This is a genomic window from Streptomyces tyrfis (assembly GCF_037034285.1).
Classification (GTDB): Bacteria; Actinomycetota; Actinomycetes; order Streptomycetales; family Streptomycetaceae; genus Streptomyces.
Genome location: NZ_JBAGJZ010000040.1, coordinates 53,765 through 72,573 on the forward strand (window position 1 = coordinate 53,765; position 18,809 = coordinate 72,573).

Annotated in this window: 18 protein-coding genes; 4 read left to right on the forward strand and 14 right to left on the reverse strand. The window is 71.8% G+C overall.

Translation table 11 applies throughout. From position 1 onward, the window contains the following. Window positions 1-121: 121 nt before the first annotated feature. The gene (locus tag WA762_RS26445) at window positions 122-1,300 is read right to left on the reverse strand and encodes an MFS transporter (RefSeq protein WP_335938919.1); all 1,179 of its coding nucleotides are present in this window, start codon (window positions 1,298-1,300) and stop codon (window positions 122-124) included. A 100-nt stretch (window positions 1,301-1,400) separates the two neighbouring features. Here WA762_RS26445 and WA762_RS26450 point away from each other — a divergent pair, with 100 nt between their 5' ends. After that, window positions 1,401-2,318, forward strand: a complete 918-nt coding sequence (locus tag WA762_RS26450) for a LysR family transcriptional regulator (RefSeq protein WP_335938921.1) — start codon at window positions 1,401-1,403, stop codon at window positions 2,316-2,318. Window positions 2,319-2,519: 201 nt separating this feature from the next. Here WA762_RS26450 and WA762_RS26455 read toward each other — a convergent pair whose 3' ends face one another. From WA762_RS26455 to WA762_RS26505, 12 genes are all read right to left on the reverse strand, one after another. Beyond that, a complete protein-coding gene (locus WA762_RS26455; protein ID WP_443080682.1) occupies window positions 2,520-2,924 on the reverse strand; it encodes an ATP-binding protein in 405 nt (134 codons plus the stop codon). 143 nt (window positions 2,925-3,067) lie between these two features. Further along, the gene (locus WA762_RS26460; RefSeq protein ID WP_335938922.1) at window positions 3,068-3,535 is read right to left on the reverse strand and encodes a MarR family winged helix-turn-helix transcriptional regulator; all 468 of its coding nucleotides are present in this window, start codon (window positions 3,533-3,535) and stop codon (window positions 3,068-3,070) included. Window positions 3,536-4,009: 474 nt separating this feature from the next. Further along, entirely contained in the window at window positions 4,010-5,110 is a 1,101-nt protein-coding gene (locus tag WA762_RS26465) for an NADH:flavin oxidoreductase/NADH oxidase (protein ID WP_335938924.1), read from the reverse strand. 437 nt (window positions 5,111-5,547) lie between these two features. Further along, window positions 5,548-5,970, reverse strand: coding sequence for an SRPBCC family protein (locus tag WA762_RS26470; protein ID WP_335938925.1), 423 nt, complete (start codon window positions 5,968-5,970; stop codon window positions 5,548-5,550). A 56-nt stretch (window positions 5,971-6,026) separates the two neighbouring features. Beyond that, a complete protein-coding gene (locus tag WA762_RS26475; protein ID WP_335938927.1) occupies window positions 6,027-7,037 on the reverse strand; it encodes an aldo/keto reductase in 1,011 nt (336 codons plus the stop codon). Window positions 7,038-7,761: 724 nt separating this feature from the next. After that, window positions 7,762-8,124, reverse strand: a complete 363-nt coding sequence (locus WA762_RS26480) for a VOC family protein (RefSeq protein WP_335938928.1) — start codon at window positions 8,122-8,124, stop codon at window positions 7,762-7,764. Window positions 8,125-8,153: 29 nt separating this feature from the next. Continuing rightward, the gene (locus WA762_RS35785; RefSeq protein WP_443080681.1) at window positions 8,154-8,252 is read right to left on the reverse strand and encodes a VOC family protein; all 99 of its coding nucleotides are present in this window, start codon (window positions 8,250-8,252) and stop codon (window positions 8,154-8,156) included. Window positions 8,253-8,450: 198 nt separating this feature from the next. Then, complete coding sequence (locus WA762_RS26485; RefSeq protein WP_335938929.1) at window positions 8,451-9,488, reverse strand: TIGR03571 family LLM class oxidoreductase; 1,038 nt, start codon at window positions 9,486-9,488, stop codon at window positions 8,451-8,453. 183 nt (window positions 9,489-9,671) lie between these two features. Further along, window positions 9,672-10,502: an aldo/keto reductase gene (locus WA762_RS26490; RefSeq protein WP_335938931.1), complete on the reverse strand. Its 831-nt coding sequence runs from the start codon at window positions 10,500-10,502 to the stop codon at window positions 9,672-9,674. A 15-nt stretch (window positions 10,503-10,517) separates the two neighbouring features. Beyond that, window positions 10,518-10,874, reverse strand: coding sequence for a nuclear transport factor 2 family protein (locus tag WA762_RS26495; RefSeq protein WP_335938933.1), 357 nt, complete (start codon window positions 10,872-10,874; stop codon window positions 10,518-10,520). Beyond that, a complete protein-coding gene (locus WA762_RS26500; RefSeq protein ID WP_335938935.1) occupies window positions 10,874-11,296 on the reverse strand; it encodes a GlcG/HbpS family heme-binding protein in 423 nt (140 codons plus the stop codon). Before WA762_RS26500 ends, WA762_RS26495 begins: the two co-directional genes overlap by 1 nt. 74 nt (window positions 11,297-11,370) lie before the next feature. Next, entirely contained in the window at window positions 11,371-12,582 is a 1,212-nt protein-coding gene (locus WA762_RS26505) for an MFS transporter (RefSeq protein WP_335938936.1), read from the reverse strand. A gap of 150 nt (window positions 12,583-12,732) precedes the next feature. Between WA762_RS26505 and WA762_RS26510 the strand changes: the two genes are divergently transcribed. Both WA762_RS26510 and WA762_RS26515 read left to right on the forward strand, forming a co-directional pair. Further along, window positions 12,733-13,203 carry a MarR family winged helix-turn-helix transcriptional regulator gene (locus tag WA762_RS26510; RefSeq protein WP_335938937.1) on the forward strand — a complete coding sequence of 157 codons (471 nt, stop codon included), beginning with the start codon at window positions 12,733-12,735 and terminating at the stop codon, window positions 13,201-13,203. Further along, window positions 13,200-14,129 (forward strand): NADP-dependent oxidoreductase, encoded by a 930-nt coding sequence (locus WA762_RS26515; RefSeq protein ID WP_335938938.1) that lies wholly within the window; start codon window positions 13,200-13,202, stop codon window positions 14,127-14,129. Before WA762_RS26510 ends, WA762_RS26515 begins: the two co-directional genes overlap by 4 nt. A 190-nt stretch (window positions 14,130-14,319) precedes the next feature. Here WA762_RS26515 and WA762_RS26520 read toward each other — a convergent pair whose 3' ends face one another. Further along, a complete protein-coding gene (locus WA762_RS26520; protein WP_335938939.1) occupies window positions 14,320-15,114 on the reverse strand; it encodes an SDR family NAD(P)-dependent oxidoreductase in 795 nt (264 codons plus the stop codon). A gap of 1,280 nt (window positions 15,115-16,394) precedes the next feature. Here WA762_RS26520 and WA762_RS26525 point away from each other — a divergent pair. After that, window positions 16,395-18,374: a protein-arginine deiminase family protein gene (locus tag WA762_RS26525; protein WP_335938940.1), complete on the forward strand. Its 1,980-nt coding sequence runs from the start codon at window positions 16,395-16,397 to the stop codon at window positions 18,372-18,374. Window positions 18,375-18,809 lie beyond the last annotated feature (435 nt).

Sequence of the window (18,809 nt, forward strand, 5' to 3'; positions counted from 1 at the left end):
CGGCCCGCCCCGCCGACCGCGGCCCGCCCCGCCGGCCGTCCCACGGTTCTCCGGGAAGCGGGACGGATGTCCGGGACGGTCCGCATCGGGTGCGGCTCCTTTGCGGGACCGCGGGAACGCGTCACGGCGTACGGCGTCGCGCCGGCCGTTCGACCTGGTACGAACCGAATCCGGCGTGGGCGAGGGCGAGCAGCGTGACGGCCGCCAGCAGCACCGGCGTCGTCGTGAGGTGGCCGAGGAGCGTGAGGACGTACGGGGTGAACATGCCGAGGTACGCCGCCGTCCAGAACCGGGCCGTCCAGCGGGCGAGTTGGTCGGGCGGGGCGAGGGCCGCGGTCCGGGTGAGCCCGTGGGCGAGGGCCAGTCCGTAGCCCGCGCCGAGAACGATCGCGGCGAGGAGGGCGAGGGGCTGGTTCCCCGTCGCGGCGGCGACGGCGGCGGTCACCGTGCCCGCCGCGACGACCAGGAGGCCCGTGGTGGGCGTGGACCGGGCCCGCCGCGCGGTGAGCAGGCCGGTTCCGGGGACGACGGCCGTCGCGACGCCCGTGAGGATCAGGCCGGTGTGGAGGGTGCTCGGCAATGTGACGAAGCCGATGGTGGGGGCCGTGAAGACCCAGGGGGCCAGGGGCAGCACCGTACGCCGGAAGCGGCGGCCGGTGTGTTCGCGGGCGGCCTCGGAGCTGTGGACCGGGACCCGCCCGCCCGTCTCCGGGGCGGCCAGTGCGAGCCACCCCGCCGCCGCCCCGAGGACGACGTGCGGGACGTACGCCGTCACCATCGGCCAGGGAGCCCACTGAGCGATGAGCGCCGCCACGAGGCCGCCCGTCGCGAAGCCCGCGGAGACGAACAGGCCGGGGCGGCGCGGCGAGTCGGAGAGTTCCTTGATCCAGGCGCTGCCTGCGGCCAGCAGCGCGCCCGCGCTGACACCGGTCAGGAAGCGGCCGGACAGCAGCAGCCAGATACCGCCCCACGCGCCGCCCGCCATGAGGAGCAGGGTGGACAGGACGTTGAGGGCGAGGGCCGCGAGCGCCACCCGGCGCCGTCCCCTGCGGTCCGCGAGCGGGCCCGCGATCAGGAGCGCCGGTATCAGACCGACGACGTACACCGCGAACAGGCCGGTCACCGTGGACTCGGTGAGGCCGAGACGGCTGCGGTAGGCGCCCAGCAGGGCCGAGAACTGGTTGGCGCTCCAGCCGGAGGCCAGCATGATCCACGCGGCGCGGGCGCCCCGGGGGCCGGCGGCCGCGGGGACGGCGGTGACAGACGCGGTGGCAGTGATGGTGACAGGGGGTGCGGTCATGCCCCCATTCGTACGTGCCCGACCGTTCGGCCCGCGCCGTACGTTCACGATTCGTGAACGGCCCGCGCCGCCTGCCCGGCTCCCCGTCTACGCTGGTCGAATGACGCTTGACCTGCGGCTGCTGTCGTCGTTCCTGGCGGTCGTCGAGGAGGGGCACTTCGGACGGGCCGCGGCGCGGCTCTTCCTGTCGCCGCCCGCCGTCACCCAGCACGTACGCCGCCTGGAGAGCCAGGTCGGCGCGCGGCTCCTCGACCGGTCCGGCTCCCCCGTCGTGCCGACGGCCGCCGGGGTGCGGCTCGCCGGACACGCGCGCACCCTTCTCGACGCCGCGAACGCCGCACTCGACGACCTGGCGGACGTCACACACGAGGCCGACGGAGGGCGGCCGCTGCGGGTGGGGATCATGGGACACGGTTCGGCGGAGCTGACGCCCGCGGCCATCAACGCCTACCGGCGGGCCCGGCCCGAGGTGCGGGTCGAGATCCGGCAGCTGGACTTCACGGAGCATGTGACCGCGCTGGTGGAGGACCGGGTGGACGTGGCCTTCGTGCGGCCGGGCCCGGACGACGAGCGGCTCGTCGCGGACGTCCTCACCACCGAGCAGCGGATCGTCGTCGTGCACGAGCGGTCACCCCTGGCCGACGCCCGGACGTCCGGGGTCGGCGTCGCGGACCTCACCGAGCTGCCGCTGTTCCGCGTCCCGGGACACACCCCGCACTCCTTCACCGACTATCTGTACTTCGACGACCGCGCCCAGCGCCGCAGCTCCGAGTTCGCCGTCACCCCGCAGGAGGTGCTGACCGGCGTCATCACCGGACGGGCCGCGGGCTCCGGCCTGCGCTCCTTCGCTCGGTACTACGCGTGGCCGGGCGCCGTCTTCGTACCCGTCCTCGACGCGCCGTGGGAGAGCAGCCACCTCGCGGTGCGGGCCGGTGACGACAACCCGGAGGTGCGGATCTTCCGGGCGCTCGCGGTGGCCCTCGCGAAGGACATGGGCCCCGGGATCAGCCTTCCGTAGCGCGCCCCATCGGGACAGCTCGGCATCGGCGGTGCGCACGGCGGCGGCGCACTGCGGGGCACCGAGGACGGCCGTGACGGCGTCGGCGATGTCCATTGCGGAGAGCGCGCCACGATCTCCCGGTATGGGGTTTCCACCGCGGTGGAAACAGTGCGAGGCGGGCGTGTTCGAGCTGCCGGATCTCAGGAAGGCGCTCCTCGGTCAGCCACGGGCCGGGCAGAGGTCGCGGGTCAGGGCCGGCTTGCGGACACGGTGTCCTTCGTCACCAGCGTGTCGCCGGACCAGCAGAGCCGGTAGAGGTCGACCTCGTCGAACAGGTCGCGGCCGGAACGGTAGAACTCGCAACGGGCGCCGGGCGGCCGGGGCGCGGAACGGGCGCGATCGGGCGGGTAGGCGTAGGCGCGGGCCGGTCGCCGGGGCCTCGCTCGCGTGCGCCGGCCCGTCGGCCGACGGAGCGGCGTTCACGACGCTCACGCGGGTACGGTCGGCCTCGTGGGTGATCCGCACCCGGATCGCACTGTCCGGCGCGTGCTTCACGGCGTTGGTGAGGGCCTCCTGCACCACCCGGTACAACCCCTGTTCGACCAGGGGGGACAGCGTGGGCATCGCCCCGCGCCGCTCCCAGCGCACCGGCAATCCGGAGGCGACCGCCCGTCCGAGGAACTCCTCGACGGCGCCGTCGACGGGCAGGCCCGCACCCTTCTCCGTTCCGGGCGGGTCGCGCGGGAAGGCGGTCGCGTCGCCGGGGTCTACGGGCGTCGCGAAGGAGCTTCCACCGCCTCCACCGCTTCGACCAGCGAGGACAGTTCGGGGTCCTTGGCGGCCTCGTCGAGGGCTTCCCGGAGGGCGGCGTCGTTGGTCGGCCGGGCTTCCTCCAGAAGCTTCAGGCCGGCCTCGGTGACGTTGGTGTAGATGCCGCGGCGGTCGGTCGGGCACAGGTAGCGCGAGAGCAGGTTGCGGTCTTCGAGGCGGGTGACCAGGCGGGTGGTGGCGCTCTGGCTGAGCACGACGGCGTCGGCGACCTGCTTCATCTGCAGATGCCCGCCCTCGCCGTCGTGCTGGCGGCTGAGCACGTCGAGCAGCGAGTACTCCCGCACGCTCAGGCCGTGCCCGGACTGCAGGGCACGCTCGATGCGTGCCTCGATCTTGCTGTGCAGGAGGGAGAGGGCGCCCCATCCGCTGGCGAGGGCGGTGAGTGCTGGGTCCGTGGCGGTCATGGGGCCAGGTCTCCTTCGGGATGCGGCTGGATTACAGGATAAGCCATGGAGCGAAATATTAGCCATGGCCTATATAGGGCTAATGCAATCATCTGTGGTTGTCGGGTCGCGGTCCACCGGCAGCGGTGGACGGCACCTTGCCGCATTCCTCCCTCCTGCCGCGTCGGGGCGTGCGACTGTGGACCGCGTGCTGGAGGCCGGGGCGCGTCCGCGGAGCGGCGCCGCGGGCGCCGGCCGGGCCGGTACCGCGGCGCTCGTCAGCGGGGGGGCGACACGATCGTCGTCACCCCTGGGTGTGCCGCGCCGGTCACGACGGGGCATCGGCCGGGAGGGCCGGTCGTGCCGAGTGCTGGGTTCCCTCGCCGACGGCGGTCGGGTCGTGCCGCCGTCGGCGAGGGAACCTGGCACTGTGCGAGGCGCGGTACCCTGCGCGCATCTCTCGGCGGGCGAGGTCAGGGGGCCTCCGCCGACCGGTCAGGCGCGGTGGTACTGGATGGGGGAGGGGACCTCGCCGCCGAGTTCGGCGGCGGCGTGGCGTGCCCAGTACGGGTCGCGCAGGAGTTCACGTCCGAGGAGGACGGCGTCGGCCTGGCCGGAGGCGATGACATCCTGCGCCTGTGCGGGCTCGGTGATCAGGCCGACGGCCGCCACGGGCATGCCCGTCTCCTTGCGGACCCGCTCGGCGAAGGGCACCTGGTAGTGGGGTCCGGTCTCGATCTTCGCGTCGGGCGCGATGCCGCCGGTGGAGACGTCCATGAGGTCGACGCCCCGGGCCTGGAGTTCCTTGGCGAAGCGGACGGTCTCGTCGGCGGTCCAGCCTTCGCGGTCGTCCTCGGGGTTCTCGGTGAGCCAGTCGGTGGCGGAGATGCGGAAGAAGACCGGCAGGTTCTCGGGCCACACGGCGCGGACCGCCTCGACGACCTCGAGGGCGAAGCGGGTGCGGCCTTCGAAGGAGCCGCCGTATTCGTCGGTGCGGTGGTTGCTGTGCGGGGAGAGGAACTGGTGGATCAGGTAGCCGTGGGCGCCGTGGATCTCGACGACCTCGAATCCGGCGGCCAGGGCGCGTTCGGCGGCGTCGGCGAACTGCTGGACGATCTCCTGGATGTCGGGGACGGACAGTTCCCCGGGAACGGTCGAGGACTCGCCGAAGGGGATCGCGCTGGGGCCGGACGGCGTCCAGCCGTAGGGCTCGTCAGGCGTGATCTGGCGTCCGCGGTCGACCCAGGTGCGCTCGGTGGAGGCCTTGCGTCCGGCGTGGGCGAGCTGGATGCCGGGGACGGCGCCCTGGGCCCTGAGGAACGCGGTGATCCGCTGGAAGGCGGCGACCTGCGTGTCGTTCCAGATGCCCAGATCGTACGGGCTGATCCGGCCCTCGGGGTGGACTGCCGTGGCCTCGGTGATGATCAGGCCGGTGCCGCCGGCGGCACGGGCGGCCAGGTGCGCGAAGTGCCAGTCGGTGGGGGCGCCGACCGCGTCACCCTCCGGTGCCGCGCTGTACTGGCACATCGCTGCCATCCAGATGCGGTTGGGGATGGTCAGCGACCTGAGGGTCCAGGGGGCGAAGAGCGAGGTCAACGGAGAACTCCTTGTACGTGGCCGGGGCCTGCGGAGCGGGCTGTGATCAGCCCACGTCGGTTGCGCGGTACATGACTCAATAAGTGCATGCGCTGATTATTTGTTCCAGCCGTATAGCAGTGTGTGGAATGAGTCACGCGGAGTCGGTGGAGGCTTCGGGTGGGCCGGGCCGGGAGCGCGCGCCCGTAAGGCGCTGCCGTGCGCCCGGCGGTGTCGGCGAGCGCGCGGCGCGAGCGGGGACGCCTGGCGATCGGCCCCTGGGGCGGGGCGATCGAAGTGTCGGCCGCCCGGCGGTGCTCCGGCGGCGGGGCGGTCCGCTCCGGCGCCGCGTGCTGGACGTTCCGGCCGTTGCGGTGGGTGACTGGGCGCCCCGGGCGCACCGCGGCCCGGGTACGCGGGGTGCGTACCCGGGCCGCGCGGTGGGTGACCCTGGAGTGTCAGGCGGAGAGGGTCTTGTGGAGTGCGTCGAGGCCGTCGCGGTAGATGCCGGTGAACAGGTCGACGACTTCCTGCTCGGTGGCGCCCTTGGGGTAGAAGCGGCCGGACCACTGGACCTCGGCGACGTCGTCACGGCCGGGGACGGTGTGGACGCGGATGGTGGAAACGTACCCGTCGTCCACCGGGAACGGGGCCTGGAGGATGGCGTAGCTGTAGTGGCGCTCGGTCTCGTTGAAGTCCACGAGGCGCTCGATGATCACTTCGCCCTCGGGGTTCTTCAGCCGGCGCACCCGGCCACCCTCGACAGCGACGCTCTCGGGGATGTAGGGGAGCCAGTCGGGCAGGGCGTCGAAGCCGCCGATGAGGCTCCACACCTTCTCGGGGGAGGCGGGCACTATGCGGCTGACGGAGGTGGAGGCCATGGTCTTTCTCCTGGATTCTGGTGCTGTGGTGGGGGTTGCGAGGTGAGGGTTGGGGGTCAGGCGCCGTTGGGGAGGGGGGCGGCGGGGCTGACCAGGCCCGCGGCGCGCAGGTCGTGCCAGAACGCGGCCGGGATCTTCTCGTTGAGTGCGGCGATGTCCTCGGCGATGCGGCTGGGCTTGGTGGCGCCGGGGACGACGGCGTCGGCCACCGGGTGGGCCAGGGAGAACTGCAGCGCGGCGGCCTTGATGGAGATGCCGTGCTCGGCGGTGAGCTCCTTGAGGCGGTTGACCTTCGCGATGATCTCCGGCGGGGCCTGCTGGTACTCGAAGTGGGCGCCGCCGGCGAGGATGCCGGAGCTGTAGGGGCCGCCGACGACCATGCCGACGTGTCGCTCCTGGGCCATGGGCAGCAGGCGCTGGAGGGCGTGCTCGTGGTCGAGGAGGGTGTAGCGGCCGGCGAGCAGGAAGCCGTCGGGCTGCGGCTCGTCGAGGGCGAGGGTCATCTCGATGGGCTCGGTCTTGTTGACGCCCAGGCCCCATGCCTTGATGACGCCCTCGTCACGCAGGCGGGACAGGACGCGGAAGGCGCCGGTGCGGGCCTCCTCGAACTTCTGCACCCACAGGTCGCCGTGGAAGTCCTGGGCGATGTCGTGGACCCAGACGATGTCGAGCCGGTCGACGCCGAGGCGCCTGAGGCTGTCCTCGATGGAGCGCTCGGTGGCCTCGGCGGTCCATTCGTGGACGATCTTGTTCCGGTTGCCGTGCTCGAAGATTCCGCCCTTCTCGCCGAGGTCGCGGGCGCCCTCCTCCAGCTCGTCGAGGATGACGCGGCCGACCTTGGTCGACAGGACGAACTCGTCACGGGGCTTGGTGGAGAGCACCTGACCCAGGCGCTGCTCGGAGAGACCGGCGCCGTAGAAGGGGGCGGTGTCGTAGTAGCGGATGCCCTGATCCCAGGCGGCCTCGACGGTGGCGCGGGCCTCCTCGTCGGGGATCGCGCGGAACATGTTGCCGAGCGGGGCGGTGCCGAAGCCGAGTCGGCCGGGAAGGATTTCCTTGAGGGACATGATGTGCCTTTTCGGTCAGTGGTGCCGGGGTGTGACTCCATCCCCGGTGCGGGGGTGAGGCATGAGCAGGCGGATGCCTCTGCGGCCGGCGGCTCTGTCGGCGGAGCCGTGGCAGTGGACGCAGGGCGGCGTCTTGTCAGTGCCAGGTGTACGACGCGAATGAATGCGAAAGCGCCTTACGGGCAAGAACAATAATTGCAGACGCTGGGTAATGCGAGTGGCTGCCACGCCAGGGGTCGGTCGTCGATCCGGGCTCGGACGCCCGGCCCATGAGGTACAGGCCTTCCCCTTCCCCGTCGAACGGCCGCACCGCGATCCGCGCGGGCTTGCGAGCCGGGGGCGTCCCCACGATGACCGCTCCCGTGCCGACGGTGGCGCACCGCATTCCGAGAGGACGCCGCGCGAGGAGACGGCCGCAGCCGGGGACCCGGATCTTGTCGTCGCCCCGGGCGGTGACGGGACGTTCCTGCGCGGGGCACGTGTGATGGCGCACATCCACGAGGGCGTCACCGAGTACCGAGTGTCGGCGCGGGCTGGGGCGGCGAGGGAGCCCGCCCGTGGGCGCTGTCTTCGAACTGCCGTCTGCCGTGCGATGTCTGGCCCGCGCGTTCGCGGCGTCGTCGGGGTCGCCCCGGTACGTGCCCAGTAGGAGGGTGGCCCTCCGCCTCGCGATCGCACGTGCCGGACCCCGCTCCTTCTCCCGCACTCATTTATCAGACACCCCCTAGGCAGCGAAGCCGCCCTTGGGCTGGATGATCTCCAGGTTCGTGCCGTCGGGGTCGTTGAAGTAGGCGACCTTGGTGCCGTGCGCCGCATCAGGGGTCACCTCTCCCGCGATGAATGTGTAGTCGTCGCCGAGGAAGTTGTAGCCCGCATCCTTCATCCGCTGGTACACGGCGTCGAAGTCGTCGGTCCTGAAGCACAGATGCATCGAGCCGGGGCGGTTCGCCACTCCGTTCGTCCGTTCGCCGACCGGCTCCTGGAACTGGATGAGATCGATGCCGAGGTTGTTGTCCAGGTTGATCGTGGCGTAGCGCAGTCTCGCGGTGGGCAGTCCCTGAGGTCCGCCGAACGGGACGCTGTGCATGGTTCCGGACGCGACGGGCTCCCGCCCGGTCAGGGCCGGTAGAAGGCGACCGACGCGTCCAGGTCGGAGACCGAGATCCCGACGTGGGCCGCTCGGGTGAGGTTCATCGGAGTGGTGGAAGCGGTCATGACGCATCCCTTCGTCGTGCGCCCCCCACCCCGGCGAAACGTTCGCGATCGCAGGGCGGCTCCGCGAGGAACCGGACAGAACGATTCTTCGGCAGCGCGGCGGAGCGCGCACCTCGGCGACGATCCGCCCGGCCTTGGACCAGGACGCACAGCCAGGAGTTCGGCCGTCCCGTGTTCGGCGGGCGCTGTCCGCCCGGCTCAGGAGGCGACCACGCCGGTCGCGTCGGCCCCGGCCGCCGTGCCGGGGGAGGGGAAGTGCGGCAGGACCGTCTCGGCGAGCTCGTGGAGGACCTCTTCCACGGGGCGGTCGCCGGGACGCAGATTGAAGGAGACGTGGGCGACGCCCAGCTCGCCCATCGCCCGCAGACGGTCGATCAGAGCCTGGTGGCCGGTGCGCAGCCCGAGCCGGATCGGGGTCGCCGCCGTGGACGGGTCCCGGGTGAGGTCCAGCTGCATGGGGGTGAGGTACGGCTTGGGCGTGCCGGCGGTCAGCTCCTGCCATTCCCGTGTCTTGAGGCGCAAGGCCCCCAGCGGACGCGGGTAATCGAGGGACGCGTCCGCGTTCCGCGAGATCCACTCGGCCGACTGCTGGGCGTGCCCGGCGATGGCGAGAGGCACGGACGGGCCCGTCGGCTTGGGCAGGACGTCCAGATGACGGTCGGCGTCGAGGCCGAGCCCGGGCAGCTCCATGCCCGCACCGTCGATGTGCCGGGCCCATGCGGCACGCAGGATTTCCACACCTCTGCGGAATGCGGCGCCGCGGCTTTGGAAGTCCACCCCGAACAGCGGGTACTCGACGGGCCGGTCCCCGCTCGCGAGGCCGAGGACGAACCGGCCGCCGGAGAGCACGTCGACGGTGGCCGCGGCCTTGGCGACCAGCAACGGCTGCCGCAGCGGCAGGACGACGGCCGCGGTCCCGAGCACGGCCCGCTCGGTCACGGCCGAGAGGTGCCCGAGGTGCGTGAACGTCTCGAAGACGGAACCGGCGTCGCCGAACCGCTCGGGATCGTAGAGCGGGACGTCCCGCACCCAGAGCCCGGCGAAGCCCAGCTCGTCCGCCAGACGAGCGAGTTCGGCATGGCGGGTCAGGTCCGGGACACCGAAGGGGCGGCCCGCGGCCCGGTCGGCGCGCAGCCGGGTCGCGCCCCAGTCGTTGTCGAGGGGGAGCTCGAGCCCCAGAGTCGGCAGGCTCGCGGCGTTCACAAGCCGGTCCAGGGCAGTGGGGGCGACAGACATGACGGACACAACTTTCGGGAGAGCGGCGACGACGCGCGGCGACGACACGGGGCGGCGCGGTGGTACGGAGTGCGAGTTCGAGTACGGGCTCGCGCGGGCGGGACCTGCCATCCACGCCCGCGCGAGCTGGAGCAACCCGGCGGGACCGCGCGGAGCGCCGTCCCGCCGGGCCGGTCGGAAGGGTCAGTTGAGCTCGTCCGGGTGGGGGCCGGTGCGCAGGTCGCGGTCGAGGGTGGCGATGGCGGCCATCTCGTCGTCGGTGAGGGCGAAGCCGAAGACGTCGAGGTTCTCGCGGATGCGGGCGGGGGTCACCGACTTGGGGATGACGATGTTGCCGAGCTGGAGGTGCCAGCGCAGGACGACCTGGGCGGGGGACTTGCCGTGGCGGGCGGCGATCGTGGTGATCGCCTCGTCCTTGAGGACGGCGCCCTGCGCCAGCGGGCTCCACGCTTCGGTGGCGATGCCGTGCCGGGCGTGGAAGGCGCGCAGTTCGCTCTGCTGCAGGCCGGGGTGCAGTTCGATCTGGTTGACCGCCGGGACCAGCTCGGAGTCGGCGATGAGCCGCTCGAGGTGCGCGGGCTGGAAGTTGGAGACGCCGGCGGCGCGGATCCGCCCTTCGGCGACGAGCTTCTCGATGGCCTTCCAGGACTCGCGGTAGAGATCGCGGGCGGGGGTGGGCCAGTGGATCAGGTAGAGGTCGATGTGGTCCAGGCCGAGCTTGGCGAGGCTGGCGTCGAAGGCGCGCAGGGTGGCGTCGTAGCCCTGGTCGGCGTTCCACAGCTTCGTGGTGACGAACAGTTCCTCGCGGGGGATGCCGGAGTCGGCGAGGGCGCGGCCGACGCCGGTCTCGTTGCCGTAGATCGCGGCGGTGTCGATGCTGCGGTAGCCGGCTTCCAGGGCGGAGCTCACCGCGGCGGTGGTCTGCTCGTCGGGGACCTGGAAGACGCCGAAGCCGAGCTGAGGGATCTCGACGCCGTTGTTGAGGGTGATGGTGGGGATGGCGGACAGTGCCATGGTGCGTGTGGCCTTTCAGGCGGTACGGGTTGTGCGGGGGGTGAGTGTGTAGTGGACGGTCTGGGCGCTGATGAGGCCGTCGCGGAAGACGAACGTGTCGACGCCGTCGGTGACCTCGTGGGTGGCTGTGGTGGCGGTCCAACGGAGGAACAGCACGTTCCCGGCGAACTGCGGGGTCAACTGCCAGTCGGCGTAGGGGAGATCGGACAGCAGGCGGCCGATTCCCTCCCGCACGCCCTGACGTCCCGTCAGGACTCCCTCGGAGGTGACGAAGACGGCGTCCTCGGTGTAGTTGTCGGCGATCAGGACGAGGTCCCCGGCGCCGAGCCGCTTCCCGTGGTCGGCGAAGACCTCCTGGGCGGTGCGGGACATCAGGACAGCTCCTCGACGGCCGCGGTGGCGAAGCCGTGGTCCTGCTCGGGGGCGCCGCCGCCGACGCCGATGGCGCCGATGAGGCGGCCGTCGCGGTGGACGGGGACGCCGCCGGCGATGAACAGCAGTGGCTTGTCGAGCGCGGTGGGCAGGGTGTGGAACGGCCCGTCGGGCTTGACGAGGCCGACCAGGTCGGCGGTCGGCGCGTTGAGCTGCAGGGCGGTGTAGGCCTTGCGGGTGCTGGTCTCGCCGGAGATCAGCACCGCCCGGTCGTCGCGGCGGAAGGCCAGCAGATGCCCGCCCGCGTCCAGGACGGTGACGCTCACGGTGACTCCCGCGGTGTCGGCGGCGCGCCGCGCGGCGGTGACGAGGATCTCGGCGTCCTGCGTGGTCAGCGGGGCGACGGAGGTGGTGGTGCTCATGGCGGATTCCTTCGCGGTGGTGGATCGGGGGTGGAAGGGGCGTGGCGGGGGCGGGCAGCGGTGCCGCGCCCGGGTCAGTGCAGGACGGTCTCCGGTGTGCTCAGGCGCGCCTCGGACCCTGCGACGACGCGGTCGGCGGTGCGGGTACGGCGGTGCAGGCGGGCGGCGAGAAGGGCGAGCAGCAGGGCTGTGCCGGAGAGGATGGCGCCGACCCAGTTGGGGGAGGTGTAGCCGAGGCCCGCGGCGATCGTGACACCGCCGAGCCAGGCCGCGAGGGCGTTGCCGAGGTTGAAGGCGCCGATGTTGGCGGCAGAGGCCAGGGTCGGAGCGGCCGAGGCCTGGTCGAGCACCCACTTCTGCAGCGGCGGGACGGTCGCGAAGCCGAGGGCGCCGATCAGGGAGAGGGTGAGCGCGGCCAGCACCTTGTTGTGGGCGGTCGCGGTGAACAGCAGCAGCGCGGCGGTGAGGGCCGCGAGGGTGGTGAGGAGCATCGGCATGAGCCTGCGGTCGGCGAACCTGCCGCCGAGGAGGTTGCCCAGGAACATGCCGATACCGAAGAGGACGAGCAGCCAGGTCACGGCGCCCTCGGTGTAGCCGGCCACCTCGGTCATCATCGGGGTGATGTAGGTGATCGCGGCGAAGACGCCGCCGTAGCCGAGGACGGTCATGGCCATGGCCAGCCACACCTGCACATTGCGGAATGCGGCGAACTCGGTGCGCACGGTCACCGACTCGGGCCGGCCCGTCTCGGGCACCAGCTTGGCGACGCCGAGGAACCCGAGGACGCCGAGCGCGGCGACGATGACGAACGTGACGCGCCAGCCGGCGGCCTGGCCGATGTACGTACCGCCGGGGACGCCGACGATGTTGGCCACGGTCAGGCCCATGAACATCAGGGATATGGCCGACGCCTTCTTCTCCGGAGCGACCAGGCCGGCCGCGACCACGGAGCCGATGCCGAAGAACGCGCCGTGCGCCAGGGAGGCTACGACCCGGCCGATGAGCATGACGCCGAAGCTCGGTGCGAAGGCGGACAGCGCGTTGCCGATGACGAACAGCGCCATCAGGAACATCAGCATCTTCTTGCGGGACACCTTGGTGCCGAGAACGGTCAGGAGCGGCGCGCCGAACACGACGCCCAGGGCGTAGCCGGAGACCAGCCAGCCGGCGGCCGGGATGGTCACGCCGAAGTCGCCCGCGACCTGGGGCAGCACGCCCATGATCACGAATTCGGTGGTGCCGATCCCGAAGGCCCCGATGGCGAGAGCCAGGAGCGCGAGAGGCATGGGGAGCTACCTTCCAAATGCTTGCGTGGAGCGCTTACGTCGAACGACAATAATTGCGTACGCGGGATATGGCAAGTGTGCATGGAGGCGGGTCGAGCGTATACCGTCGTATGCAACTATTGAGGGGACGGCCCGAAGAAGGAGTTCCCGTTGACTGCCACCGCTCCCGCGCTCACCGCCCTGGCCCAGGGCTGGTGCGCGCTTTCTCTGCTGCACGGAAAGATCGAGTCCCACCTGGAACGCGCCCTGCAGGCCGGTCATGGCCTGAGCGTGCGCGAGTACTCGCTGCTCGACGTCCTCGGCCGCCAGCACGACGGGGAGGGCGGACACCTGCAGATGAAGCAGGTCGCCGACTCGGTCGTGCTCAGCCAGAGCGCCACCACCCGCCTGGTCACCCGCCTCGAGGACCGCGGACTCCTGGAGCGCTACCTGTGCCCCACCGACCGGCGCGGGATCTACACCGACGTGACCGAGGCCGGTCTCAAGCTGTTCGACGAAGCCCGCCCGACGAACGAGGCGGCCCTGCGCGCGGCACTGGAGGAAGCCGCCGAGGACCCCCGGCTGGAACCGCTGGTGCGCATCGTCGAAACCGCGCGGACGCCGGCGGTGATCGCCGCGTGAAAGCGATCGTCCTCAAGGGATACGGCGGACCCGAGGCGCTGCGGCTGACCGACCTCCCGGACCCGAAGGTGGCCCCCGGCGAGGTGCTGATCCGGGTGCGGGCCGCAGGGGTCAACCCGGTCGACTGGAAGCTCGCCGAAGGCCGCCTCGACGCGGTCATGGAGACGCGCTTCCCCCTGGTCCCCGGCTGGGACGTGGCCGGGGTGGTCGAGCGGGTCGGCTTCGACGTCGAGGAGTTCGCGCCCGGCGACGAGGTCTTCGGCTACATCCGCAAGGACACCGTGCAGTTCGGCGCCTACGCCGAACTCGTCTCCGCGCATGTCCGCATGGTGGCCCGCAAGCCCGCCGCGCTCTCCTGGGAGCAGGCGGCGGGCGTGCCGCTCGCCGGCCTCACGGCCTACCAGGCCGTCAAACGCGTGGGCGTCCGCGCCGGTGAAACCGTCCTGGTGCACGCGGCCGCGGGCGGAGTCGGCTCGTTCGGCGTTCAGATCGCCGTGGCGCTCGGCGCACGTGTGATCGGCACAGCGGCCGCTCGCAACCACGACTTCGTACGTCAGCTGGGCGCGGAACCCGTGGCCTACGGCCCCGGACTCGACGGCCGTGTCGCCCGGCTGGCACCCGAAGGCATCGACGAGGCCCTCGACTTCGTCGGCGCGGACGCCGTGGACACGTCACTGCGCCTGCTCGGACGACCGGACCGGCTCGCGTCCATCGTCGCCCCCGAGGCGGCCGCGCGGGGCGGCCACTACGTATGGGTCCGCCCGGACTCGGCCGACCTCGCGGCGCTCGCCGACCTGGCCGACACGGGGAAGTTGGCCGTGCACGTCGAACGGGTGCTCCCGCTCGCCGAGGCGGCGGAGGCCTGGCGCCTGAACGCCCGAGGGCACACGCGCGGCAAACTCGTGCTGTCCGTGGCGAACGACTGAGGCGTCTCGGTCGTCGTGCGTGTTCCGGCCCCGGCCCCGGCCGCAGTACCGAGGCCGGGGCCGGACACACAACACATGAACGAAGCCGCGGGCCGGTGGGCGGCCCGGCGCCGAGAAGCCTGCTGGTGCCCAGGGGGCGGTTTCAGGCCGGCTCGGGCCAGGGCCGGCCGGGGAGGGGAGGAGACGGGGGTCAGGGAATGATGGAGTCGACGCAGCCGCCGTCGACGCGGGCCGCCGCACCTGTGGTGGCGGAGGCTTGCGGCGAGCTGAGGTAGACCACCATGTGGGCGACCTCCTCGGGTTCGATCAGCCGTTGGATGAGCGAATTCGGTCGATGCAGGCGCATGAATTCGCGTTGGGCCTTCTCCCACGGCAGGGCGCGGTCGACCAGTTCATAGACGAAGTCTTCGACGCCACCGGTATGGGTGGGGCCGACGACGACGGAGTTGACGGTGACTCCAGTCCCGGCTGCTTCTTTGGCGAAGCCGCGGGAGACGGCGAGCAGCGACGTCTTGGATGTGCCGTAGTGGATCATTTCCGCCGGGATGGCGATCCCGGATTCGCTGGAGATGTTCAGTACGCGGCCCCAGCCGCGGTTCTTCATGCCGGGCAGGTAGGCACGGATCAGACGGATGGCGCTGAGCACGTTTGTTTCGAAGTACGTCCGCCACTCGTCGTCGGTGATCTCCAGGGGCGCCCGTGTGCCGAAGATGCCGAGGTTGTTGACGAGGATGTCGGTGTCGGGAACGTCGTCCCGCAGGGTGGCGGCGCCTTCCTCCGTGGCCAGGTCCGCGGTGACTGTGGTGAGGTCGGCGTCGGGGAGGCGTTCGGCCAGATGGCCGGCTGCGGTTTTGAGACGTTCGGCGTTGCGGCCGGTCAGCACCACCGATGCACCGGCGCGTGCCAACTCGGTGGCGATCGCGAGACCGATGCCGCTGGAGGAACCGGTCACCACGGCCTTTTTCGCCGCCAGGTCGACGTGCATGCTCTGTCCTTTCGGTGTGTTTCTCGTCCCGTCGCTCTGGCGCGCCCGCGACTCGGTGAGGGGACAGGCGGCCGTGGACCGGGCCAGGACGGCGGAGCCGTCACGGCACCGAGTCCCTCCGACCCGGCACCGGCAGCTCTCATCAGGGCCGGCGGCGGGGTGGCACGGGCGGGATGGCTGCCATGGCGGGGATCTCAGCGGGATCGATCTCGAAGGCGTCCGGATGGGCGGTCTGGTCGGGTTCGGTGAGTGGGGGCTACGCGGCCCGTCGGCCGGCTGGGAGCAGCGGCCGCGAGTTTCCGGGACCATGGGCGTGATGGCGTCGAGGGCGGTTTCGTGGGTGATGCCGGCCGGATCGGGACCCGGGGCCGGGGCCGGGGCCGGGACGGAGGCGTCGGGGACGAGGACGGTGCCGTGGAGAGGGTGGTCGCGGGCCGACGTGGCCCACATGACCTGCGCGAGGCCGGAGGGGCCGACGGTCCGGCGTTCTGCTCGCCGAAGTGGTCCGGGCCGTCCGCGGCGCGGGTGACGAGGCCGGTTCCGACCCGGCGAGCGGTGCGCACGTCCGATCGTTACCGCGGCCGCTGCGGGCCGAATCCGAGCTCACCCGCTCGGTGGTTTCCCGCTTCGATCGCCGAGGCGGGACCGGGCCATGGCGCAACCCCCGGAACACCAAGGCGTTGCGCAACACCGTGCTGGAGAAGACCGGCGCTCGGGCCGGGCGCTCGGCGCAACTCCTGGCAGGAGGCGGCTGAACGCGTTGGAGTGGGGGCGCTCGACCTGGAACCGAACACCGTCTTGGGCTGTCGGCCGGGGGCGGCCCGTTCGTGTCGACGGGCTGGCTGGCGCGCGACCGCCTGCCGACGAAGTCGTCGGCCGCGGGCCGCCTCCGGACGTCCCCCGATGCGCCGGTGAATCGATGTGAAGGCGATGTACTGGGACAAGCCCTCGATGCCGCACTCGAATGATCTCGATGGTGGACTCGCCGCGTCGCACGAGGGCGACGCTCCTTCGCAGCACTGCTGCGGTACTGCCGCGGCACCGCGCCCGCGAGCTCTCGACCCGTCCGGCGGCGCCGGTGTACTGGCGCCGCCGTGTCCGGCCGGCCGCAGCCGTCAACAAGGTCGTCAGAACTCGTGCGCATCATCCCGGCCGCTGATAACCAACTGCCGCTGTCAGCCATCGGCGAAGGCCGTCACCCGATGTCGACGAAGCCACCCTGACCTCCCGCCGACAGGATCCTGACAGAGATCACACACCGCCCTGTGAGCGTGCGTGCCATGAGACACCACACCCGCGGCATCCTGCTGACCGGTGCCGTGAGCGCCGGCCTCCTCGGTCCGGCCCTTCCCGCCACGGCTGTCGGCACACCGCTCGCCGGCCTCCAGGCGGAGCAACCCGCCGAAGCCGGCTCGGACCTGCTCTTCCTCCCCAACATCGACGACGACGCGGGCGCGTGCCGGGACCGGGCCCGCACCCTGGTCGAGCAGGCCTCGGACCGCGAGGCCGCCAACGACGAGGCGCTGTACAAGAAACAGGCCGAACTGGAGAAGGAGCCCGATCGGGAGAAGGCCGAGGCGGAGTGGGCGGAGCTGGTCCGCGCCCACCGCTGGAACCAGAACAAGACCGACCGTGACCTCGCGGCCTGCAACGACGCCGCTGACGACATCGTCAACGGGAAGGACGACGAGGCCGACCTCGCCCGGTTCCGCACGCGTCCCTGGGCCGGTGCCCCCGCCTCCGCGAGCGGACGGATCACGATTCCGGCCAAGGACGCCCATCGGATCCGGCTCTTCGTGCACCGGCCCGGCGGCTCGGCGCCGCTCGGCTGGGAGGCGGTGGGGCCGCAGACCCGGCTGACCGCGCAGGAGCTGCGGCGGGGTGTGGAACTCGGGGTCGAGGGCCTCGACGTGATCAGGGACGCCGCGGACTGGGACGGCCGCACCAGCGTCACGCTCACCGTCACCGCGGACGGCGCCAGCGCGTCGGCACACCTGGGGCTGCGTCAGGCCCCGGTGCTCACCCAGCTCAACACCGCCCCGCTTCAGGAGGTGCTGCGGGCCGCGACCGACGAGGACGACACCTATGCCGGGGCCTTCGTCAGGGAGCTGGACGCCGCACTGTCCGATGGCGGGGTGACGTCTCCCTCGCGCGCCCTCGACACCAAGGGCGACACCTGGGCCCAGGACATCTTCGAGCCGGGCTACACCGCGATCCCCGGCCCGGACGGCCGCCCGCACGGTATGCGGGTCCTCATCACCTCGGCCAACGACGACCGCCGCGTCGCCGCCCGCACCGCCTTCACCGAGCTGGCCGGACACGACGTGGCCGCCGTCCACATCACCCACGTCCCCGACGTGAACGAGAACAGCAGTTACGACTCGATGGGCAACCTGGAAACGGTGCCGCCGAGCCCCGGCAATCCGCACGGCCGCGTCGTGATCGGCGGGGACGGCCTGGCCCCGGGGAAGACCGGTCCCGCCCCGGAGATGCTCGCCTTCCTGCGCGCCCAGGGCATGCAGGACCCGATTTCCCTGGACACCTCCTGGCTGACCATCGGTCACGTCGACGAGTTCGTGCAGTTCCTTCCGGTACCCGGCAGCCGGCTCGGCTGGCGGGCCGTGGTCGCGGACCCGCGTGCCGGTCTCGCCCTCCTGCGCGATGTCCAGAAGAAGGGCCATGGCGGCGAACTCCTGCACGGTGGCCTGCCCGAGCTGGAGTGGCCGTACGACCTGCGCATCGACCAGCGCACCGTCGACGCCTTCCTCGCCGACGCCCAGTTCACCGGCACCAACGAGCGGGCCGCCGAACGGATCGACGCCAACCTTGCCGTGCTCAGGACGAAGGCCGGCCTGACCGGTGCCGAGATCATCCGCGTCCCGGCCCTCTTCACGGCCCGGTCGCTCGACTACGGAATGCTGGAGACAGAGATCCGCGGCATGGAGGACGGCCCGGCCAAGGACGCCAAGCAGAAGCAGCTCGAGGCCATGCGGGACGGCGTCGCCGAGATTCCCGGCACCGCCAACGGGCTCGTGCTCGACAACGGCCGCTATGTCGCCCCGAAGCCGTACGGCCCGGTCGTGGACGGCAAGGACGTCTTCGCCGAAGCGATCAACGCGGCCTTCCGCAGCACCGGTTATCGGGTGAGCTACGTGGACGACCTCATCGGTGTGCATGTCGGCGAGGGGGAGATCCACTGCGCCACCAACACCCTCCGGGACGTCCTCGGCCCCGGGGCCCGCTGGTGGCGCGAGCGCTGACGACCGTGGGGGGCGTCGGCACAGGCGGAGACCCCGTCGGACCGGGTGGCGGTGTCGCCCTCCCCGGGCCGGGCGTCGGGCCCGGCTCCACTTCGGCCGCCCGCTTACTGCCGTACGCATCGCTGCCGTCGCCTCCGGACGACGTCGGCGACTCGGGCGCCGGGGCTGTGCGCCCGGACGTCGTCCTGGGCCCGGGCGGGGAAAAAGCCCGACGAACCACGCGTCGGCATTGAGCAGTGAGGTCGCCCAGGCGGCGGAGCCGCAGGCGTACGCCGACCTCGTGGCCGACCTCCAACAGGGTGCGGAAATCGGTCCGCGGACCGCCGTAGCGGGCGGGCCGCATCAGGGAGCGCAGGCCGGCCTCGGCCGGGGTGCCGATGTTCTCGGCAGGCCGCCGCGCGCTCGCGGTCGGTCGGGTCGGCATTGCCGGCGAGC